General features: G+C 68.0%; 16 protein-coding genes. 5 read left to right on the top strand and 11 right to left on the bottom strand.

Features of this window, described 5'->3' with window-relative positions; translation table 11 throughout:
• Window position 1: 1 nt before the first annotated feature.
• On the bottom strand, window positions 2-658 hold the full coding sequence (locus AC1REK_RS02000; RefSeq protein WP_316018225.1) for a hypothetical protein: 657 nt from the start codon (window positions 656-658) through the stop codon (window positions 2-4).
• Window positions 659-766: 108 nt separating this feature from the next.
• Window positions 767-1,162, bottom strand: a complete 396-nt coding sequence (locus AC1REK_RS01995) for a (R)-mandelonitrile lyase (RefSeq protein WP_327520332.1) — start codon at window positions 1,160-1,162, stop codon at window positions 767-769.
• Window positions 1,163-1,386: 224 nt separating this feature from the next.
• Here AC1REK_RS01995 and AC1REK_RS01990 point away from each other — a divergent pair, with 224 nt between their 5' ends.
• Both AC1REK_RS01990 and AC1REK_RS01985 read left to right on the top strand, forming a co-directional pair.
• The gene (locus AC1REK_RS01990) at window positions 1,387-2,562 is read left to right on the top strand and encodes a M20 aminoacylase family protein (RefSeq protein WP_492267364.1); all 1,176 of its coding nucleotides are present in this window, start codon (window positions 1,387-1,389) and stop codon (window positions 2,560-2,562) included.
• A 10-nt stretch (window positions 2,563-2,572) separates the two neighbouring features.
• A complete protein-coding gene (locus AC1REK_RS01985) occupies window positions 2,573-3,679 on the top strand; it encodes an NAD(P)/FAD-dependent oxidoreductase (protein WP_492267365.1) in 1,107 nt (368 codons plus the stop codon).
• A gap of 170 nt (window positions 3,680-3,849) precedes the next feature.
• Here AC1REK_RS01985 and AC1REK_RS01980 read toward each other — a convergent pair whose 3' ends face one another.
• Window positions 3,850-4,185, bottom strand: a complete 336-nt coding sequence (locus tag AC1REK_RS01980) for a GIY-YIG nuclease family protein (protein WP_492267366.1) — start codon at window positions 4,183-4,185, stop codon at window positions 3,850-3,852.
• 99 nt (window positions 4,186-4,284) lie between these two features.
• Here AC1REK_RS01980 and AC1REK_RS01975 point away from each other — a divergent pair, with 99 nt between their 5' ends.
• Window positions 4,285-4,854: a DUF2239 family protein gene (locus AC1REK_RS01975; RefSeq protein WP_492267367.1), complete on the top strand. Its 570-nt coding sequence runs from the start codon at window positions 4,285-4,287 to the stop codon at window positions 4,852-4,854.
• Here AC1REK_RS01975 and eda read toward each other — a convergent pair.
• The 8 genes from eda to AC1REK_RS01935 all read right to left on the bottom strand — a co-directional run bounded on the left by eda (window position 4,851) and on the right by AC1REK_RS01935 (window position 13,379).
• A complete protein-coding gene (eda, locus tag AC1REK_RS01970; RefSeq protein ID WP_492267368.1) occupies window positions 4,851-5,501 on the bottom strand; it encodes a bifunctional 4-hydroxy-2-oxoglutarate aldolase/2-dehydro-3-deoxy-phosphogluconate aldolase in 651 nt (216 codons plus the stop codon). The genes AC1REK_RS01975 and eda overlap by 4 nt on opposite strands.
• A gap of 103 nt (window positions 5,502-5,604) precedes the next feature.
• Window positions 5,605-6,294: a 6-phosphogluconolactonase gene (gene pgl / locus AC1REK_RS01965; RefSeq protein WP_492267369.1), complete on the bottom strand. Its 690-nt coding sequence runs from the start codon at window positions 6,292-6,294 to the stop codon at window positions 5,605-5,607.
• On the bottom strand, window positions 6,291-7,799 hold the full coding sequence (zwf, locus tag AC1REK_RS01960) for a glucose-6-phosphate dehydrogenase (protein WP_316018217.1): 1,509 nt from the start codon (window positions 7,797-7,799) through the stop codon (window positions 6,291-6,293). The genes pgl and zwf overlap by 4 nt, the downstream gene beginning before the upstream one ends.
• A gap of 258 nt (window positions 7,800-8,057) precedes the next feature.
• On the bottom strand, window positions 8,058-8,813 hold the full coding sequence (locus AC1REK_RS01955) for an ABC transporter ATP-binding protein (RefSeq protein ID WP_492267370.1): 756 nt from the start codon (window positions 8,811-8,813) through the stop codon (window positions 8,058-8,060).
• Window positions 8,810-9,658: an ABC transporter ATP-binding protein gene (locus tag AC1REK_RS01950; RefSeq protein ID WP_492267371.1), complete on the bottom strand. Its 849-nt coding sequence runs from the start codon at window positions 9,656-9,658 to the stop codon at window positions 8,810-8,812. The genes AC1REK_RS01955 and AC1REK_RS01950 overlap by 4 nt, the downstream gene beginning before the upstream one ends.
• A gap of 8 nt (window positions 9,659-9,666) precedes the next feature.
• Window positions 9,667-10,578, bottom strand: a complete 912-nt coding sequence (gene nikC, locus AC1REK_RS01945; RefSeq protein WP_492267372.1) for a nickel transporter permease — start codon at window positions 10,576-10,578, stop codon at window positions 9,667-9,669.
• Between the two features lie 11 nt (window positions 10,579-10,589).
• Window positions 10,590-11,657: an ABC transporter permease gene (locus AC1REK_RS01940; RefSeq protein ID WP_492267373.1), complete on the bottom strand. Its 1,068-nt coding sequence runs from the start codon at window positions 11,655-11,657 to the stop codon at window positions 10,590-10,592.
• Between the two features lie 132 nt (window positions 11,658-11,789).
• Window positions 11,790-13,379 carry an ABC transporter substrate-binding protein gene (locus AC1REK_RS01935; protein WP_390893308.1) on the bottom strand — a complete coding sequence of 530 codons (1,590 nt, stop codon included), beginning with the start codon at window positions 13,377-13,379 and terminating at the stop codon, window positions 11,790-11,792.
• Window positions 13,380-13,633: 254 nt separating this feature from the next.
• On the opposite strand from AC1REK_RS01935, the gene AC1REK_RS01930 reads away from it, so the two are divergent.
• Together AC1REK_RS01930 and AC1REK_RS01925 are read left to right on the top strand one after the other, a co-directional pair.
• Entirely contained in the window at window positions 13,634-17,020 is a 3,387-nt protein-coding gene (locus AC1REK_RS01930) for a transglutaminase family protein (RefSeq protein ID WP_492267374.1), read from the top strand.
• Window positions 17,021-17,028: 8 nt separating this feature from the next.
• Window positions 17,029-19,548 (top strand): circularly permuted type 2 ATP-grasp protein, encoded by a 2,520-nt coding sequence (locus tag AC1REK_RS01925; RefSeq protein ID WP_492267375.1) that lies wholly within the window; start codon window positions 17,029-17,031, stop codon window positions 19,546-19,548.
• The last annotated feature ends 10 nt before the right edge of the window (window positions 19,549-19,558 follow it).

Here is a 19,558-nt window from a genome sequence, read left to right as displayed (position 1 = left end):
GTTAGGGGATCACGGCTCCGCGAGCCCGCCCGCCGGCGACACTGCACGAGCAGCCGCTGCCGACCTCCGCGGCATTGATCAACTGGCAGGTCCGGACCGGCGTGCTGCAGAAGCCGCCGATCCCAGACGAAACCGGAGCCGCATAGACCGGCGCGGCGTAATAAGGCCGCGCATAGTAGGCCCCGCTGTAATAGTCCCCGCCATAATAGCCGGGCGTATCGTAGTAATAGGACGAGCCATAATAGGGGTAGGCCGCTGCGGCGCCGATGACCGCGCCGGCGGCAAGCGCTCCGGCGCCCCAGCCCCAGTTGTTGTAGTAGCCGCGCCGCCAATAGGCCCCGCGCCCATAATAGCCGCCGCCATACCAGCGATTCCCGTATCCCCAGCCAGCGCCACGATAAAAGCCGGCGCGATAGGCACCGCCGCGGTAGCCAAAGCCAGCGGCCCTTATGCCGCCCCCGCGATAGCCGAAACCCGGGCCGGCAAAGGCCCGGTTCATGCCGAGCCCGCCGGCTCGCATGCCTGCACCGGCGAAGCCGCCGCCATGGAAACCTCCACCACGGCCGCCCCAGCCGCCGCGCCCCTGGGCATCGGCTTCGCTGGCCATGAATGGCGCGACAAGGAGGAAGGAAGCGGCGAGAACGATCAGGCGGCGCATGGCGGCCTCCCATTCAAAGCGATGGCGGTTCAACTCGAACGCGCGAAGATCACGCGCGTTCCATCCTCCGGAAGCGAACCGCCGAGAACTCGGAAGCAGCTCCCGAATTCAGCGACGATACTGCTCTTCCGTAACGTGATCCAGCCATTTGACAGTCTCGCCGTCGAGGCGCTCCTGCAAGGCGATATGGCTCATCGCGGTGGTCGCGGTGGCGCCATGCCAGTGCCTTTCGCCGGGCGGGAACCAGACCACGTCGCCGGCCCGAATCTCCTCGACCGGGCCGCCCTCGCGCTGGGCCCAGCCGCAGCCGGCGGTGACGATCAGCGTCTGGCCGAGCGGGTGGGTGTGCCAGGCCGTGCGCGCGCCGGGCTCGAAGGTGACATGCGCGGTGGCGATGCGCGCGGGCTCGGGCGGGTTGAACAGCGGGTCGATCCGCACCTGACCGGTGAAATAATCGGCCGGGCCCTTGCCCGAAGGCTGCGATCCGCTTCGCTTGATCTCCATGATGGTCCTCGCAAGTTCGCTTCGCATGAAGTTTCGCCAAGGGCGTCGCCGCAGTCTAGCGGCAGAAGACGGTCGGGATCAGTGCGACGGCCGCGCATCGTCATTCGTGCGCTTCCTCCCCCTCATGCCGCAATCGGCTTGGACAGGGTGCGCCCGCTCGGGCTAGCTTGCCGCATCAAGCAACCCGATTTCTGCGAAGTTGCCCCAAACGGCCCGAGGACACGATGCCCAAATCCGAACTCATCGCGGCGATCGAGCCCGAGATCACTGCGATCCGCCGCGACTTCCACCGCCATCCCGAACTGCTGTTCGATGTGAACCGGACCGCCGGCATCGTCGCCGACAAGCTTCGGGAATGGGGTGTCGACGAAGTCGTCACCGGGATCGGGCGCACCGGCGTGGTCGGCGTGATCAAGGGCAAGGGTCAGAATTCCGGCAAGGTCATCGGCCTGCGCGCCGACATGGACGCGCTGCCGATCCATGAGGAGACCAATCTCGAACATCGCTCGACCGTACCCGGCAAGATGCATGCCTGCGGACATGACGGCCACACCGCCATGCTGCTCGGCGCCGCGAAGTACCTGGCGGACACCCGCGATTTCGACGGCACCGCCATCATGATCTTCCAGCCGGCCGAGGAAGGCGGCGGCGGCGGCCGGGAGATGTGCAAGGACGGGCTGATGGAGCGCTTCGGCGTGCAGGAGGTCTACGGCCTGCACAACATGCCCGGCCTGCCCGTCGGCCAGTTCGCGATCCGCAAGGGCCCGATGATGGCGGCCGCCGACCGCTTCCTGCTCAAGCTCGAGGGCCGCGGCGGCCATGCCGCCAAGCCGAACGAGACCGTCGACCCACTGGTCGCGGCCTGCCAGCTCGTCTCCTCGCTGCAGACCATCGCCTCGCGCAATGCCGACCCGCTCGACTCCGTCGTCGTCTCGGTGACGGCGCTGCAGGCCGGCGAGGCCTTCAACGTCATCCCGCAACATGTCGTGATCAAGGGCACGGTACGCTCGCTCTCCCCGGAGATGCGCGACCTCGCCGAGAAGCGCTTCCGCGAGATCGTCACCGGCACGGCCCAGGCCTTCGGCCTGACCTTCGAGATCGAGTACGAGCGCGGCTATCCGGTGACCTTCAACCATGCCGGCCAGACCGATTTCGTCACCAGCGCGACGAAGAACGTCTTCGGCAAGGAGGCGATCGACACCGAGGTGCCGCCGACCATGGGCTCGGAGGACTTCTCCTTCATGCTGGAAGAGCGGCCCGGCGCCTACATCTTCATGGGCAATGGCGACTCCGCCGGGCTGCATCACCCGGCCTACGAGTTCAACGACAAGGCGCTGCCGGTCGGCATGACCTATTGGGCGAGCCTGGTCGAGATCGCCATGCCGCAGCGGGCGGGTTGAGCACCGGAAGATGAGCGACATCGACTGTCTCGTCATCGGGGCCGGCGTCGTCGGCCTCGCGACGGCGCGCGCGCTCGCGCTCGCCGGCCGCGAGGTCGTGATCGCGGAAGCCGCCGAAGGCATCGGCACCCAGACCTCGGCGCGCAACAGCGAGGTCATCCATGCCGGCATCTACTATCCGCCGGGCTCGCTGAAGGCGCAGGTCTGCGTCGAGGGCCGCAAGCTCCTCTACGACTACCTTCGTGAGCGCGGCCTACCGCACAAGGCCTGCGGCAAGCTGATCGTCGGCACGCATGCCGGCCAGCGCCCGGCGCTGGAAACGATCGCGACGCGCGCCGAAGCCTCCGGCGTCGCCTCGCTGCGCTGGATCGACGCCACCGAGGCGAAGGCGCTCGAGCCCGAGGTCACCTGCGAGATCGCCCTGCTCTCGCCCGAGACCGGCGTCGTCGACAGCCATGCGCTGATGCTCTCGCTGCTCGGCGAATGCGAGGCGGCGGGGGGGTCGCTTGCGCTCAACACGCCGATCCTCGCCTGGCGGCGCGAGGCCCGTGGCTTCAGCGTCGATTTCGGCGGCGAGGATCCCGCGACGTATACGGCAAATACCATCGTCAACGCGGCCGGCCATGGCGCGCCGCGTCTGCTCGGCAAGCTCGAGGGCTTTCCGCCCGCCCATGTGCCGAAGCAGTACTTCGCCAAGGGCAATTACTTCTCGCTGCTCGGCAAGCAGCCCTTCAGCCATCTGGTCTACCCGATCCCGGAAGCGGCCGGCCTCGGCATCCACGCGACCATTGACATGGCGGGCCGGGTCAAGTTCGGCCCCGATGTCGAATGGGTCGAGCACGACCAGGACCTCGTCGTCGATCCCACGCGGGCGGAGAAGTTCTACGCAGCGATCCGGACCTACTGGCCGGGCCTGCCCGATGGCGCGCTCGTCGCCGACTATGCCGGGATCAGGCCGAAGCTGCACGGGCCGACCGAGCCGATGCCGGATTTCCGGATCGACGGCCCGGCCGTGCATGGCGTGCCGCAGCTGGTCAATCTGCTCGGCATCGAGAGCCCGGGGCTGACGAGCTCGCTGGCGATCGCGGATATGGTGGTCGCGCGGCTGGCGGACTGACCGCCCAACCTTAGCAAGGAAGCGCGGGATCCCCTCTCCTGGAAGGAGAGGGGTAGGGGTGAGGTGTTCGGGAGGGACTTCGTTGGCCTGACCCGACCGCGCGGTGAGCGCTCACGGAACAGGGCGAACGGCCTACACCTCACCCTGCCCTCTCCCACCCGAGCCCTATTTCACACCCCCTCCGCCCCGAGCTCCGCGCACCAATGCGCCAGCCGCGCCTTCATGACGCGCTCGCGGCCGGCTTCCAGAGCCTTTTCGTCCAGCCGTTCAATTTCCTCGAATGAGAATGCGCCCTCGCCATGCGCGATCCAGGCCGCCTGCAGGCTGCGCTGGCGGTGGCTGCCATGGCGGAGCGTGAACCAGACACGGTTCTGGATGGTCGAAAGGTCCGGCGCCTGCCCGGCCCAGCACGCTCCCGTCGCGCCACAGCGCACGAGATAGATTCCGGCGACGACCTTGCGCTCCTTATAGGCCGCCACGGCGGCCTTCCTGTCCTCAGTCAGCATCGACCTCTCCTGTCGTTGTCGGATGCCAAATATCACCCGGGCAATATTGACTCAAGGAATTTCATCCGGGTAATTAATCCGCAACCACGGAGCCCAATGATGACCGACACCGCCGACCACCCCTGCACCGCCTTCGATGGCGAGGCCCTACTGGCGCGCGGGCCGCTGGCTCAGGTCGCACTCGCGGTACGGGCACGGCTGGCCGAACGCCCGGATGCGAGCCTGCTGACTTTCGACGATGCGACGGGACGGGTCATCGACCTCGATCTGCGCGGCTCCGAGGCGGAGATCGTGGCGCGGCTCGGCGGCGGCGAACCGCGCGGGCGCGGCCGGCCAAAGCTCGGCGTGGTGGCGCGCGAGGTCACCTTGCTGCCGCGGCACTGGGAGTGGCTGTCGGCCCAGCCGGGCGGCGCCTCGCAGGCACTGCGGCGGCTCGTCGACGAAGCACGGCGCGGCGATGGCGGGCAGACGCGGGCGCGGATCGCCCGCGAGACCGCCTATCGCTTCATGGCGGCGATGGCCGGAGACCTGCACGGCTTCGAAGAGGCGTCACGCGCCCTGTTCGCCGGCGACGAGGCCGGCTTCAGGGATCATGCGGCAAGCTGGCCCGGCGACATCCGGACCTATGCGCAGGAACTCGCCTTCAGCCGCCTCGGCCGGGCGGACTAGCCGCGCAGCTCCGCAACCTTCTCGCGCGCTTCTCGGGCGAGCTTGGTCACCTGCGCCCAGTCGTGGTTCTTCACGGCATCGGCCGGGACGAGCCAGGAGCCGCCGACGCAGAGAACCTGCGGCAAGGCGAGGTAGTTGCCGAGATTGGCGAGCGAAACGCCGCCGGTCGGGCAGAACTTCATCTGCGGGAACGGGCCGGAGAGCGCCTTCAGGCCGGGCACGCCGCCGGCCTGCTCGGCCGGGAAGAATTTGCAGTGCAGACGCCCCGCCGAGACGGCGCGCATGCAGTCGGAGGCCGTCGCGACGCCCGGCAGCCAGGGCAGCCCGGTCTTCTTCATCGCCTCGTCGACGCTTTCGGTGAAGCCGGGGCTGACCACGGCGCGGGCACCGGCATTCTGGACCTCGGCCGCCTGGGTCGGCGTCACCACCGTTCCGGCGACGGGCAGGATGCCAGGTACCTTCTTCGCCACGACCTCGAGCGCTGCCATGGCGGCCGGGCGGCGCAAAGTGATCTCGATCACGTCAATGCCGCCGGCGAGCAGCGCTTCGGCGAGCGGCACGGCGATCTCCGCCTCGTCGATGACGACGACGGGGACGACGCCGCAAGCGGCCAAGCGGGCGATCTCGGGGGCGGTGGACATCGACATCTCTCCTGATCTCTCCTTCAGCCCTCATCCTGAGGAGCGCTCTGCAAGAGCGCGTCTCGCAGGATGAGGGCTGAGGATGTTCGCTGCTTCTCTAGGAGCCCGCTTAAGCCTTCGCCCAGTAGACGTCGAGCCCCTGCGGACGGCCGAGCAGCAGCCCGACCGGGAAGGCTCCGGGCAATTCGACCGCCGAGGCCAGGACCTCATCCTTCTCCTGGCCGGAGATCAGCAGGCAGACATGCTCGGCGCCACGCAGCCGCGCCGGCGAGAGCGAGAGCCGCGGCGGCAGGTCGGGCGGGCTCGCGGCGATGGCGTGCACGCCGGGGCCGGCCGACAAGCCGCGCTCGTCACCGGGAAAGAGCGAGGCGATGTGGCCGTCCGCCCCCATGCCGCTGACCACGACGTCGAGCGCCGGCAGGCCGGCGAGCAGACGGTCGAGGCTGGCGGCGGCGGCGGCGAGATCGTCGCCGGCATTGTGGAAGGAGACGAAGCCGGCGCGCCCGTCGCGCAAGGGCGCGCAGGCGGCGCGGATCATCCGCTCGTTCGAGGCGGGATCGCTGGGGGCGACGAAGCGCTCGTCGGTCGGCAGCACCGTGACCTTCTCCCAGGGCAGCTCATGTTCGCCGAGGGCTGTGAGGAAGCGCGCCGGCGTCGTGCCGCCGGGCACGGCGAGCAGCGCCCTGCCCCGCGCGTCGATGCAGGCGCGCAGCCTGACAGCGACGGCCTCGGCCAGTGCCGCGGAGGCATCGGCCAGCGTCTCGAAGCGATGGCGCAGCAACGGGCCGGCAGCGGTCATTCGCCGAACTCCGGATCGGCCCAGGAGCGGCCCTCGCGCTCGATCAGCCCGATCGACTGCGACGGGCCCCAGGAGCCGGCGGCATAGCGATGCGGCTGGGGATAGTATTCCTGCCAGCCAGCCAGGATCGGGTCGATCCAGGTCCAGGCCTGCTCGACCTCGTCGCGGCGCATGAACAAGGTCTGGTCGCCGCGGATGACGTCGGTCAGCAGGCGCTCATAGGCGTCGGGCGTACGCACGTCGAAGGCGGTCTCGTAGCGCAGGTCGAGCTGGCGCGGCACGATCTTGAGCTTGCCGGAGCCCGGCACCTTCATCATCAGCTGCATCTGCACGCCGTCATTGGGCTGCAGGCGGATGACGAGGCGGTTGGCGTCGAGGCGGCCGCAATCGGCGGCATGGCCGAAGATCGAATGCGGCACCGGCTTGAAGGTGACGGCGATCTCGGAATAGCGCTGCGCCATGCGCTTGCCGGTGCGCAGATAGATCGGGACGCCGGCCCAGCGCCAGGTGTCGAGCTCGCAGCGGATCGAAACGAAGGTCTCGGTGTTGCTGGCGTGGCCGAGTTCCTCGGCATAGCCCTTGACCCTCTGGCCCTCGATGGCGCCCGGCCCGTACTGGCCGCGCACGGTCCAGCGCTGGACATCGGGGCCGACGATCGGCCTGAGCGCCTTGAGCACGCGCACCTTCTCGTCGCGCACCGCATCGGCTTCGAGCAGGTTCGGCGGCTCGATGGCGAAGAGGCAGAGCAGTTGCAGCACGTGGTTCTGGACCATGTCGCGCAGATGCCCGGCCTTGTCGTAATAGCCGGCGCGGGATTCGAGCCCGACCGTCTCGGCCACGGTGATCTGGACATTGTCGATGTCGCGGCTCGACCAGGAGCGCTCGAACAGCGTGTTGGCGAAGCGCAGGACGAGCAGGTTCTGCACCGTCTCCTTGCCGAGATAATGGTCGATCCGGTAGGTCCGGCTTTCCGGCAGGATGCGGGCGACGGCATCGTTGATGGCCCGCGCCGAATGAAGGTCCCGCCCCAGCGGCTTCTCCAGGATGACGCGCGAGGTCGGCGTCAGGATGCCGGCCGCCGCGAGATTCTCGCAGATCGGTATGAACAGGTCCGGCGGCGTCGAGAGATAGAAGGAGCGAACATGCTCGGAATCCCCGAGCGCCTCCTTCAGCGCGCCATAGGTCTCGGGCTTGACGGCATCGAGCATGACCATGGTCAGGCGGCGCTGGAAGGCGGCGATGCGCTCGGGCGACAGGCCCGCCGCGGCGAGCTTGTCGGCGATCTCGCGCGGGATGCCCTCGATATCCTCCTGCTTGCGGACGATGCCGAGGATGCGGCTCTCGGCCGGCAGCACGCCTTCCTCATTGCGCTGGGCGAGCGCTGGAAAGAGCTTGCGCAGAGCAAGGTCGCCGCCGGCGCCGAAGATCACCAGGTCGAAGGGCGGCACCGGCGTGCGCTCGGGCGCAGCCTCCGGCTTCAGAAGGCGTTCGGCGATGGCATCCATGACGGCATACTCCTGGGCGGCCCGACGCGTGGTCGGCGCGCATTCTATCCGCTCGACCCGTTCCGCGGTCGAACGAAATGCGCGCGCCAGTCGAACCGAATCCTGCGACGACAATGCGACCAAGCACGCAGCTTGCCAAACGCTTTGGGTAGCGGGGCCCCTATGCCGTCATCGCGAGGAGCGAAGCGACGAAGCATCCAGGGGCGGCAGAGCTCTACGCCCCTCTGGATTGCTTCGCTGCGCTCGCAATGACGGGGTCTACCCCGCCCGGCGAAAGCCCTCGCTCGCGATCAGCAGTTGCCGGGCATAGTCCGTCTGCGGCGTGCGGGCGGCGAGCGTTTCGGCACTCATCTCCTCGACGCCGCGGCCGAACTGCATGACCAGCAGCCGCTCGCACATATGCGCGACGACGGCGAGATCGTGGCTGACCAGGATGTAGGTGAGCTTGCGCTCCTGGCGCAGCGCCTGCAGCAGGTTCAGCACCTCGGCCTGGATCGAGACGTCGAGCGCCGAGGTCGGTTCGTCGAGCAGGAGGATCGTCGGCTCCAGCACCAGAGCGCGGGCGATGGCGACGCGCTGGCGCTGGCCGCCGGAGAGCTGATGCGGGAAGCGGAAGCGGAAGGAGGACGGCAGGCCGACATCCGCCATGGCGCGGGTGATCTTCGCCTCGGCATCGCGGATGCCATGGATGGCGAGCGGCTCGGCCAGCGTGTCGTCGACGGTCTTCTTCGGGTGCAGCGAACCGTAAGGGTCCTGAAAGACCATCTGGACGGCCCGGTAGAAGGCCTTGTCGCGGATCTTGGGCTGGCGCTTGCCGAGGATATCGACCTCCCCGCTCCAGTCGCGGTTGAGACCGGCGAGCACGCGCAGCACCGTCGACTTGCCCGAGCCGGACTCGCCGACGATGCCGTAGCTCTCGCCCGGCGAGACCGCGAAGGAGAGGTCCTTCACCACATGGGAGTCGCCGAAGGAGACGTTGAGCCGCTCGGCGTTGATCGCGGAGTTCGTGCTCATGCCAGCCATGCCGGGTCGCGGGTGAGGGTCGCGAGCTTTTCGCGGGGATGGTCGAGATCGGGCAGGCAGCCGAGCAGCCCGCGCGTATAGGGGTGCTGGGCCCGGTCGAGTTCCTGCGCCGGCAGGGTCTCCATCGCCTTGCCGCCGTACATGACGATGACCCGGTCGCAGAACGACTTCACCAGATGCAGGTCGTGGCTGATGAAGATCAGCCCCATGCCGCGGCTGGAGACGAGATCGTCGAGGATCTTGAGGATCTGGAGCTGGACGGTGACGTCGAGCGCCGAGGTCGGTTCGTCGGCGATCAGGATCTCCGGCTCGGCGATCAGCATCATCGCGATCATGACGCGCTGGCCCATGCCGCCCGAGACCTCGTGCGGATAGAGGCCGTAGACGCGGGCGGGCTCGCGGATCTGCACGGCTTCGAGCATGGCGAGGCTGCGCTCCCTGGCTTCGCGCGCACTCGCCTTGTGATGGACGCGATAGGCTTCGGCGATCTGGTCGCCGACGGTCTTGACCGGGTTCAGCGAGAACTTCGGGTCCTGCATCACCATGGAGATGTGGCGGCCGCGCAGTTTGCGGCGGCTGCCCTTGTCCATCGCCGTCAGATCCTTGCCGCGGAACTCCATCCGCTTGGCGCTGACCACGCCGGGATGCGGGATCAGGTCGAGGATGGCGCGGCCGGTCATCGACTTGCCGGAGCCGGATTCGCCGACGATGCCGAGCCTTTCGCGGCCAAGCGTGAAGGACAGCCCGCGCACCGCATTGACGATGCCGGTCGGGGTGTGGAAGTCGACGCGCAGGTCGTCGAGCGTGAGCAGAGGTGCGTCAGAGGTTGCGTTCATCTCGGCGCTCACCTCGCATCCAGCACGTCGCGCAGCCCGTCGCCGAGCAGGTTGAAGCCGAGGGCGACGACGCAGATGGCGATGCCCGGGAAGGTCGCGACCCACCACTGGTCGAAGATCTGCTCGCGGCCGGTCGAGATCATCGCGCCCCATTCGGGGATCGGCGGCTGGGCGCCGAGGCCGAGGAATCCGAGACCGGCAGCGATGATGATGACGCCGGCCATGTCATAGGTCGTGCGCACGATCAGCGAGGGCACGCACATCGGCACGACATGCTTCAGCACGATGCGCATCTGGCTGGCGCCCTGCAGGCGCATCGCCGAGATGTAGTCGGCATTGCGGATGATCATCGTCTCCGCCCGGGCGACGCGGGCGTAAGGCGGCCAGGCGGTGAAGGCGATGGCGATGACCGCGTTTTCCAGCCCCGGCCCCAGCGCGGCGACGAAGGCGAGCGCCAGCACGAGGCGCGGGAAGGCGAGGAAGACGTCGGTGATGCGCATCAGCACGGTGTCGACCCAGCCGCCGAAATAGCCGGCGGCACAGCCGATCAGGAGGCCGAGCGGCCCGACCGTGATCACGACGAGCATCACGATCACCAGCGTGACGCGGGTGCCGTAGACGACGCGGCTGAAGATGTCGCGGCCGAGCGCGTCAGTGCCGAACAGATGCTTGGCGGACGGCGCCAGCAGGCGCTGGTCGAGCGCCTGGGCGAGCGGATCGTGCGGCGCGACCAGCGGCGCGAAGGCCGCGAGCAGCAGCAGGGCAAGGACGATCAGGAGGCCGACCATGGCGGCCGGATTCTTCCTGAAGGCGAGCCATTGCCGGTAGAGCTGCCCGAGCCGGGCCTGCCGGCGCGATGCCGGCGAGGTCGTGGTCAGCCAGGCCTGCCAGGTGACGGGGGCGGAGGCTTGATCGGTCATGGCCATCCTCCTCAGCGCGCCCGCGGGTCGGCCAGCCGGCCGAGAATGTCGGAGAACAGGTTGACCGCGATGAAGACGGCGCCGACCACCAGCGTGGCGCCGAGCACCGCATTCATGTCGGCGTTGAGCAGCGCATTGGTGAGATAGCGGCCGAGCCCCGGCCAGGCGAAGATCGTCTCGGTCAGCACCGAGCCTTCGAGCAGGTGCATGTAGGAAAGCGCGATCACGGTGACGAGCGGCACGAAGGCGTTGCGCAGCGCATGGCCGCAGACGACGCGCCACTCCGACAGCCCTTTCACCCGCGCCGCCACGACATATTGCTGCTGCAGCTCGGTGATCATGAAGCTGCGGGTCATGCGGCTGATATAGGCGACCGAGAGCAAGCCGAGCACGGAAGCCGGCAGAATCAGGTGCCAGAACGCGTCCACGACCGCTTCCCATTCACCCTGCATCGCCGCATCGAGCATGACGATGCCGGTCATCGGGGTGACGAAGTCCTGATAGGCGACCGAGAGGCGGCCGGGACCTGCGACCCAGCCGAGCTTGGCGTAGAACAGCAGCAGGCCCATCAGGCCGAGCCAGAAGACGGGGATCGAGTAGCCGATCAGGCCGATCACGCGGGCGACCTGGTCGATCCAGCGGCCCTGGTTGACGGCGGCGAGGATGCCGAGCGGGACGCCGAGCGCGACGCCGATCAGCGTGCCGAGCGTCGCCAGCTCCAGCGTCGCCGGAAACACCGTCTTGATATCGTCCGTGACCTTCTGCGCGGTCAGCACGGAGGTGCCGAGATCGCCGCGGAAGACCTTGCCGACATAGATCGAGAACTGCTCCCAGAGCGGCTTGTCGAGGCCGAGCTCGAGCCGCGCCTTGTCGTAGACATCGGCGGGTGCGCGGTCGCCAACCACGGCGAGGACCGGGTCGATCGGCATGACGCGGGCGATCAGGAAGGTGACGAGCAGCAGGCCGAAGATCGTGATCGCGACCGTGGTCAGCTCGCGGCCGAGGATCCTGCTCCAGCGCAGGGCCCGGTTGCCGGATCGGGAAGCGGCAGGCGGTGTCGGTGCGGTAGTCGAGGCCATGGGCGGCTCCGTTTCTTGTTCTTGGCTCTTCTTGTTGTTTTTGGGCTTTCACCGACGCCGCCTCGCGTCAAAGCAGAAAACCCGCCGCAGCCTCCTATCGGGCTACGGCGGGTTGCGGCGGCGACAGGCGCCTCAGTTCTTGGCGATCGGCGCGTAGAAATTGGTGTCGGAGCTCGGTCCGATCACCCAATTGTCGACATTCTTGCGCTGCGCCGAGACTTCGACCTGCTGGAACATGATGACGAAGGGCGAGACCTTCTGGTGTTCGCGCTGCAGATCGCCATAGACGGCGGCGCGCTTGGCCGCATCGGTTTCAAGCACGTTCGCCTGCGTGACCTTGGTCATCTCCGGGATGTCCCAGGCATTGCGCCAGGCCAGCGTCTTCGACTTGGCGTCCTCGCCATTGTTCTCGTTGATGGCGAAGGTCTCGGCATTGGTGTGCGGATCGAGATAGTCCGGGCCCCACTGGCCGATATAGATGTCATGGGTGCGGGCACGGTACTTGGTCAGCGTCTGCTTGCCGTCGCCCGGGATGATCTCGAGCTTGATGCCGGCCTGGGCCCAGGTCGACTGGATCGCCTGGGTGATGTCGGTGATCGGATTGACCGAGCGGGTGTCGATGGTGACGGTGAAGCCGTTCGGCAGGCCGGCCTTGGCGAGCAGCTCCTTGGCCTTGGCGACGTCGAGCTTGTAGGGCTTGTCGTCGATCGCGCCGAGGAAGCCCTTGGGCAGGAACGCCTCATGGCCCTTATAGGTGCCCTCGACGATGTTCTTCTCGATCGCGTCGTAGTCGACCAGCCATTTCAGCGCCTCGCGTACCTCGGGCTTGGCAAGGTTCGGGTTCTTCTGGTTCAGGCCGAGATAGAGGATGTAGCCCTTGTCGCCCTGGACGATCTCGACATTGGCGTTGCCCTTGACCGCGGCGAGCTGGTCCTTGGAGAGGTTGCGGGCGATGTCGATGTCGCCCTTCTCCAGCAGCAGGCGCTGCGAGGCCGGCTCGGCGACATGGCGGACGATGACGCGCTTGGTCTTGGGCGCGCCCTTGTACCAGCCTTCATTGGCGTCGAGCGCATATTGCTCGTTCGGACGATAGGCGCGGACCTTGTAGGCGCCCGAACCGGCCGAGGCCAGCTTCAGCCAGCCATTGCCCCAGTCGCCATCCTTCTCATTGGCCTTGACCAGCTTGGAATCGACGATCGAGGCGACGCCGGAGGTCAGACAGTTCAGGAAGAAGCTCGGCGCGAACGGCTTGGAGACGGTGATCACGACGGTGTTGTCATCGGCGGCCTTCACCTTGTCGAGCACCGTGTCCTTGGTCAGGCCGAACTGGGTGAGGATGAAGCCCGGCGACTTGTTCAGCGTCACGGCGCGCTGGAAGGAATAGACCACGTCGGCTGCGGTAAGCGGGTTGCCGGAATGGAACTTGACGCCGGGCCGCAGCTTGAAGGTGTAGGTCAGGTTGTCGGGGCTGACGGTCCAGCTCTGGGCGAGCTCGCCGATCAGCGCGTTGTTGTTCTTGAGGTCGACGCCGATCAGCTTGTCGTAGAGGTTGGTGACGACCTCGACGCCGGAGAATTCGAAGGCCTCGGCCGGATCGAGCGTGATGATGTCGTCGATCTGCTTGGCCATGACGATGGTGTCCTTCGGCGTCTGGGCCTGGGCCGTCGAGGCCATCAGGACGGCGAAGGCCGAAGCCGCCATCAATTTCGCGACATGACGCATGGAAATCCCCATTGTGCGGTTTTGCGGGCGCTCGGGTGCCCGTTGGGGCGCAATGTGGAGCCAGAGCGGGGCGGATGTCCAGCGCCTCGCAATGCGTCCAAAATGCCCCGCCAGGACTGCTTGCTTCTTGCGCATACGGAGCGGGTTTCCGGCGCATTCTTGCGCAAGGACGGGCTTGCTCCGGTCCACTCCCCGATTATCGTGGACAGGTCAGGCCGCCCGGCCCGGCGAACCCTGAACGCAGGCGCCCGCCCTTGGCCATCATCGCTGCTCTGCATCACGTCACGCATTACCGCTACGACCGGCCGGTCACGCTCGGGCCGCAGATCATCCGGCTTCGTCCGGCCCCGCATTGCCGCTCGGCGGTGCAGAGCTATTCGCTCAAGGTCACGCCGGCGCAGCATTTCGTGAACTGGCAGCAGGATCCGAACGGCAACTGGCTCGCGCGCTATGTCTTCCCGGAGCCCGTCAGCGAGTTCCGCATCGAGGTTGACCTCGTCACCGAGCTCTCGATCATCAACCCCTTCGATTTCTTCGTCGCCACCGAGGCCGAGAACTTCCCCTTCGCCTATCCCGAAGAGCTGCACGACGAACTCGCGCCCTATCTCGTCACCGAGACGGCGGGACCGCTGCTGAGCGGGCTTCTCGCGACGATCCCGCGGGAGAAGACCAACACCGTCAACTTCATCGTCGACCTCAACGCACGTCTCCAGAAATTGATCGCCTATGGGATCCGCATGGAGCCCGGCGTGCAGGAACCGGAGCAGACGCTGGCGCTGAAGGCGGGCTCCTGCCGCGACACCTCCTGGCTGCTCGTCCAGATCCTGCGCCATCTCGGCCTCGCCGCCCGCTTCGTCTCCGGCTACCTGATCCAGATGAAGGCCGATATCGACCCGCTGGAAGGGCCGCGCGGCACCGACAAGGACTTCACCGACCTGCACGCCTGGGCGGAGGTCTACATTCCCGGCGCCGGCTGGATCGGGCTGGACCCGACCTCGGGACTGCTCACCGGCGAGGGCCATCTGCCGCTAGCTGCGACGCCGCACTATCGCTCGGCCGCGCCGGTCAGCGGCATGGCGAGCTATGCCGAGACGCAGTTCGACTTCGAGATGGAGGTGACGCGCGTCCATGAGGCGCCGCGCATCACCCTGCCCTTCTCCGACGAATCCTGGACGAGGCTCGATGCGCTCGGCCAGCAGGTCGAGGCCGATCTCCAGGCGCAGGATGTCCGCCTCACCATGGGGGGCGAGCCGACCTTCGTCTCGATCGACGACCAGTCGGGCGAGGAATGGAACACCGCCGCCGTCGGGCCAACCAAGCGCCAGCGCGCCGATGTGCTGATCCGGCGGCTGCGCGAGCGCTTCGCGCCGGGCGGCATGCTGCATTACGGCCAGGGCAAATGGTATCCGGGCGAAAGCCTGCCGCGCTGGGCCTTCGCCTTGTACTGGCGCCAGGATGGCGTGCCGATCTGGCGCAATGCGGCGCTGATCGCGCGCGAACCCGGCGCCCTCACCGGCAGCGACCGCGAGCATGAGGTCGTGCCGACGCCGGCTGCCGTCGAGACGCTCGCGGCCGGGCTTGCCGAGCGCCTCGGCATCGGCCCCGATCATGTCCTGCCAGCCTATGAGGATACCGGGCACTGGCTGGTGAAGGAGGGGCAGCTACCCGCCAATGTCGACCCGCTCGACCCGAAGCTCTCCGACCCCGAGGAGCGCGCCCGCATGGTGCGGGTGTTCGAGCGCGGGCTCGACAAGCCGAGCGGCTATGTCATCCCGGTGCAGCGCTGGCAGGCAGCGGCGAACGACCGCCGCTGGCGTTCCGAAAAATGGAAGCTGCGGCGCGGCAGGCTCTTCCTGGTGCCGGGCGATTCCCCGGTCGGCTATCGCCTGCCGCTCGGCTCGCTGCCGCATCTGCCGAAGAGCGACTATCCGCACATCCACCCGCAGGACCCGCTGGAGCCGCGCGGCCCGCTGCCGGGCTCCTCGGCCGCGGATCCGACTCCGCCGGGGAGAATCAGTGCCGTCGCAGCTGCGCCTCCCGCGAGCCCGATCCAGCCATCCCGCCCCGTCGCGAGCGCAGACCCGGCCGCACGGCAGGACGTGGTCGAGCAGGACCTCACGGCCGAGGCGGTGCGCACCGCGCTCAGCATTGAGGTTCGCGACGGGGTGCTCTGCGTCTTCCTGCCACCGGTCGAGCGGCTGGAGGATTATCTCGACCTGATCGCCAGCATCGAGGCCGCCGCCGAGGAGAGCGGCCAACCCGTCCATATCGAGGGTTATGCGCCGCCGCATGATCCGCGCCTCAACGTCATCAAGGTGACGCCCGATCCCGGCGTGATCGAGGTCAACGTTCATCCGGCGCGAAACTGGGCGGAGGCGGTCGCGATCACGCGCGGCGTCTATGAGGACGCAAGGCAATCGCGGCTCTGCGCCGAGAAATTCATGGTCGACGGGCGCCATACCGGCACCGGCGGTGGCAACCATGTCGTGCTCGGCGGCATCACCCCCGCCGACAGCCCATTCCTGCGCCGACCGGACTTGCTCAAGAGCATCGTGCTCTACTGGCAGCGCCACCCGTCCCTGTCCTACCTGTTCTCCGGCCTGTTCATCGGCCCGACCAGCCAGGCGCCGCGCATCGACGAGGCCCGGCACGACCAGCTCTACGAACTCGAAATCGCGCTGGCGCAAACGCCGGGGCCAGGCGAGCCGGCGATCCCGCTCTGGCTGGTCGACCGGCTCTATCGCAACCTGCTCGTCGACGTCTCCGGCAACACCCACCGCACCGAGATCTGCATCGACAAGCTCTATTCGCCGGACGGGCCGACAGGCAGGCTCGGGCTAATCGAGTTCCGCTCCTTCGAGATGCCGCCGGATGCGCGCATGTCGCTCGCCCAGCAATTGCTGATCCGGGCCCTGGTCGCCTGGTTCTGGCGCACGCCGCAGCGCGGCAGGCTGGTGCGCTGGGGCACCGCCCTGCACGACCGGTTCATGCTGCCCGAGATGGTGGCGCAGGATTTCCGCGAGGTGCTCGATGACCTCGCCGGCGCCGGCTACGCTTTCGATCCAGCTTGGTTCGCCGCGCAGCAGGAGTTCCGCTTCCCGTTCTTCGGCAAAGTCGCCCAGGGCGGCGTCGAGCTCGAACTGCGGCAGGCACTCGAGCCCTGGCACGTCATGGGCGAGGAAGGCGCGATCGGCGGCACGGTGCGTTATGTCGACTCTTCAGTCGAGCGCCTGCAGGTCAAGGCCAGCGGCCTCGTGCCCGGCCGGCACGTCATCACCTGCAACGGACGGGCGCTGCCGATGAGCGAGATCGCTTCGGGGGTCGCCGTCGCCGGGCTGCGCTTCAAGGCGTGGCAGCCGGCCTCGGGCCTGCACCCCACGATCCCGGTGCATGCGCCGCTGACCTTCGACATCGTCGACATATGGGCCGGCCGTTCGCTCGGGGGCTGCGTCTACCATGTCGCCCATCCCGGCGGGCGCAACTACGAGACGCCGCCGGTGAATTCCTACGAGGCCGAGGCGAGAAGACTCGCCCGTTTCGAGGCGATCGGCCATAGTCCCGGTCCCCTGGCGATTCCCGCCGAAGAGCGCAATCCGGAGTTCCCCATGACCCTCGATTTGCGTCGCCCGATCGGGATTTAGTTTGCGCCATGGCGCTACACGGCAGGTTGAACTCGGCGCGGACACGGGGTGAGCGGCGCAATGCGCTGCTCACGGGCTATCGTCCGCTGCCCGGCGCCTATGACGAGCTGATGGCTCCGGACGGAACCGTGCGTCCGCAATGGGAGCCATTCCTCGCCGAATGGTCCGGTCTCTCCGCCGACGAATTGCAACGCCGCTTCGGCCTTGCCGACCGCCATGTCCGCGACACCGGCGTGTCCTACCGTGTCCATGGCGACGTCGATGCCAACGACCCGCTCGCCGGCGAGCGGGCCTGGCCGCTGAACCATGCCCCGCTGGTGATCACCGGTGCCGAATGGCAGGTCATCGCCGCCGGCGTCGCCCAGCGCGCGCAATTGCTGAACGCCGTGCTCGGCGACATCTATGGGCCGGGCCGGCTGGTCCGCGAAGGCGCGCTGCCGGCCGCGGCGATCACCGGCAGCCCCGACTATCTGCGGCCGCTGCAGGGAACGAACGGCGCCGGCCAGCTCCAGACCTATGCCGCCGATCTCGGGCGCGGGCCGGACGGGCGCTGGTGGATACTCGGCGACAAGACGCAGGCGCCATCTGGGGCGGGCTACGCGCTTGAGAACCGGCTGGCGCTCGGCCGCGCCTTCCCGGACCTGTTCCGGACGATGAATGTCGAGCGGCTGGCGGCCTTCTTCCAGAGCTTCCGGACCGGGCTCGTCGCCCGCGCCAGGCGCGTCGAGCCACGCATCTGCCTGCTGACCCCGGGCCAGCTCAACGAAAGCTATTTCGAACAGGCCTATCTCGCCCGCTATCTCGGCTTCCTCCTGGTCGAGGGCGGCGATCTCGTGATGCGCGACGGGCTGGTGCATGTGCGCACCATCGCCGGCTTCAAGCGCGCCGACGTGATCTGGCGCCGTATCGACGGCGATTTCGCCGACCCGCTCGAGCTCAATGCCGCCTCGGCGCTCGGCGTGCCCGGCCTAGTCGAAGCGATCCGCCAGGACAATGTCGTCGTCGCCAACGGGCTCGGCTCCGGCGTGGTCGAATCCCGCGCCCTGATGAGCTTCATGCCGGCTCTGGCACGCGATATCCTCGGCGAGGAGCTGATCCTGCCGAACATCGCGACCTGGTGGTGCGGCCAGCCGCACGAGCGCCGGATCGTGCTCGACCGGCTCGACGAGATGAGCATCGCGCCCGCCTTCCGCGCCAATGGCGGAAGCCTCGACGACCAGCCGGTTCTGGTCGCCGACCTCGACCGCGCCGCGCGCGAGCGGCTGCGTGCCGCGATCGAACAGCGCGGGCTCGACCATGTCGGCCAGGAGGTGGTGCGGCTCTCGACCATGCCCGTCCTGCACGACGGACGGCTGGAACCGCGCCCGATGACGCTGCGGGTCTTCGCTGCGGCGACACCGGAGGGCTGGCAGGTGATGCCGGGCGGCTTTTGCCGCATCTCCGACGAGACCGATGCGCGCGCCGTGACGATGCGCTCGGGCGTGCGCTCCAGCGATGTCTGGGTGACCTCGGACCAGCCGGTCGAGCCGGTGACGCTGCTGCCGAGCCCCGACAAGATCGCGATCCGCCGCATTGTCGGCATCCTGCCGAGCCGCGCGGCCGACAACCTGTTCTGGCTGGGGCGCTATCTGGAGCGAACCGAGGCGACGCTGAGATTGGTGCGTGCCGTGCTCGGCCGGCTGATCAACGCCGACGACCAGGCCCCGGGCCATGCCGAGACGATCAAGCGCCTCGCCAACCTGCTGGTGGCCTGGGGCGCCGCTCCCGCCGGCCGCGGAAAGGCCATCGCCAGCCAGGCGACCAGCGCCCTTTTCGGGCTGGACGAGTACGGCTCCGCCGCGGCGTCCATACGCGAAGCGCGCCGGACCGCCTCGGTGATCCGCGAGCGGCTCTCGGTCGATGCCTGGCGCCTCTTCGGCGACCTGCAGCGCCAGCTCACCGCGCCGCGCAAGCCGGTGAGCGAGGGCGAGGCCTTCGAGGTCGCCGACAGCGCCCTGAAATCGCTCGCCGCCTTTTCCGGCCTGTCCCAGGAGAACATGGTGCGCGGCGCCGGCTGGCGCTTCCTCGACATCGGCCGGCGGCTCGAACGCGGGGTCACCACCTGTCGCTATGCCCGGCATTTTGCCGAGAGCGGCACGCCCGGAAACTGCCTCGACGCCCTGCTCGACCTGACGGATTCGCAGATCACCTATCGCTCGCGCTATCAGCTCGGCGCGGCGCTGCAGCCGGTTCTCGATCTCGTCATGCTCGATCCCTACAATCCGCGCTCGGTCGCCTTCCAGGTGGAGCGACTGGACCAGGAGATCGCGGCATTGCCGACACTCAGCGACGACGGCATGCTGGAAGAGCCGCGCCGGCTGGCGCTCAGGCTGGCAGCAGAATGCCGCACGGCAGAGGCGAGCCGGCTCGACCGCGCCAGCATCCTGCTGTTCGAACAGTTGTTGATGGGGCTGTCGAACGCCGTCGCCGACCGCTACTTCCTGCAGAACGCGCATCCGGAAGGGTCGCGGATGACGCAGCTCGCATGACGGCAGCCGA

Source organism: Allobosea sp. GW823-FHT02B03 (assembly GCF_058797755.1).
Note: the sequence above shows the minus strand (reverse complement) of the source record. Positions and strands in the feature narration are given on the sequence as shown.

Coding starts and splice junctions, on each gene's coding strand:
- AC1REK_RS02000 (WP_316018225.1), bottom strand. CDS start 658: ATGCGCCGCCTGATCGTTCTCGCCGCTTCCTTCCTCCTTGTCGCGCCA.
- AC1REK_RS01995 (WP_327520332.1), bottom strand. CDS start 1,162: ATGGAGATCAAGCGAAGCGGATCGCAGCCTTCGGGCAAGGGCCCGGCC.
- AC1REK_RS01990 (WP_492267364.1), top strand. CDS start 1,387: ATGCCCAAATCCGAACTCATCGCGGCGATCGAGCCCGAGATCACTGCG.
- AC1REK_RS01985 (WP_492267365.1), top strand. CDS start 2,573: ATGAGCGACATCGACTGTCTCGTCATCGGGGCCGGCGTCGTCGGCCTC.
- AC1REK_RS01980 (WP_492267366.1), bottom strand. CDS start 4,185: ATGCTGACTGAGGACAGGAAGGCCGCCGTGGCGGCCTATAAGGAGCGC.
- AC1REK_RS01975 (WP_492267367.1), top strand. CDS start 4,285: ATGACCGACACCGCCGACCACCCCTGCACCGCCTTCGATGGCGAGGCC.
- eda (WP_492267368.1), bottom strand. CDS start 5,501: ATGTCGATGTCCACCGCCCCCGAGATCGCCCGCTTGGCCGCTTGCGGC.
- pgl (WP_492267369.1), bottom strand. CDS start 6,294: ATGACCGCTGCCGGCCCGTTGCTGCGCCATCGCTTCGAGACGCTGGCC.
- zwf (WP_316018217.1), bottom strand. CDS start 7,799: ATGGATGCCATCGCCGAACGCCTTCTGAAGCCGGAGGCTGCGCCCGAG.
- AC1REK_RS01955 (WP_492267370.1), bottom strand. CDS start 8,813: ATGAGCACGAACTCCGCGATCAACGCCGAGCGGCTCAACGTCTCCTTC.
- AC1REK_RS01950 (WP_492267371.1), bottom strand. CDS start 9,658: ATGAACGCAACCTCTGACGCACCTCTGCTCACGCTCGACGACCTGCGC.
- nikC (WP_492267372.1), bottom strand. CDS start 10,578: ATGACCGATCAAGCCTCCGCCCCCGTCACCTGGCAGGCCTGGCTGACC.
- AC1REK_RS01940 (WP_492267373.1), bottom strand. CDS start 11,657: ATGGCCTCGACTACCGCACCGACACCGCCTGCCGCTTCCCGATCCGGC.
- AC1REK_RS01935 (WP_390893308.1), bottom strand. CDS start 13,379: ATGCGTCATGTCGCGAAATTGATGGCGGCTTCGGCCTTCGCCGTCCTG.
- AC1REK_RS01925 (WP_492267375.1), top strand. CDS start 17,029: ATGGCGCTACACGGCAGGTTGAACTCGGCGCGGACACGGGGTGAGCGG.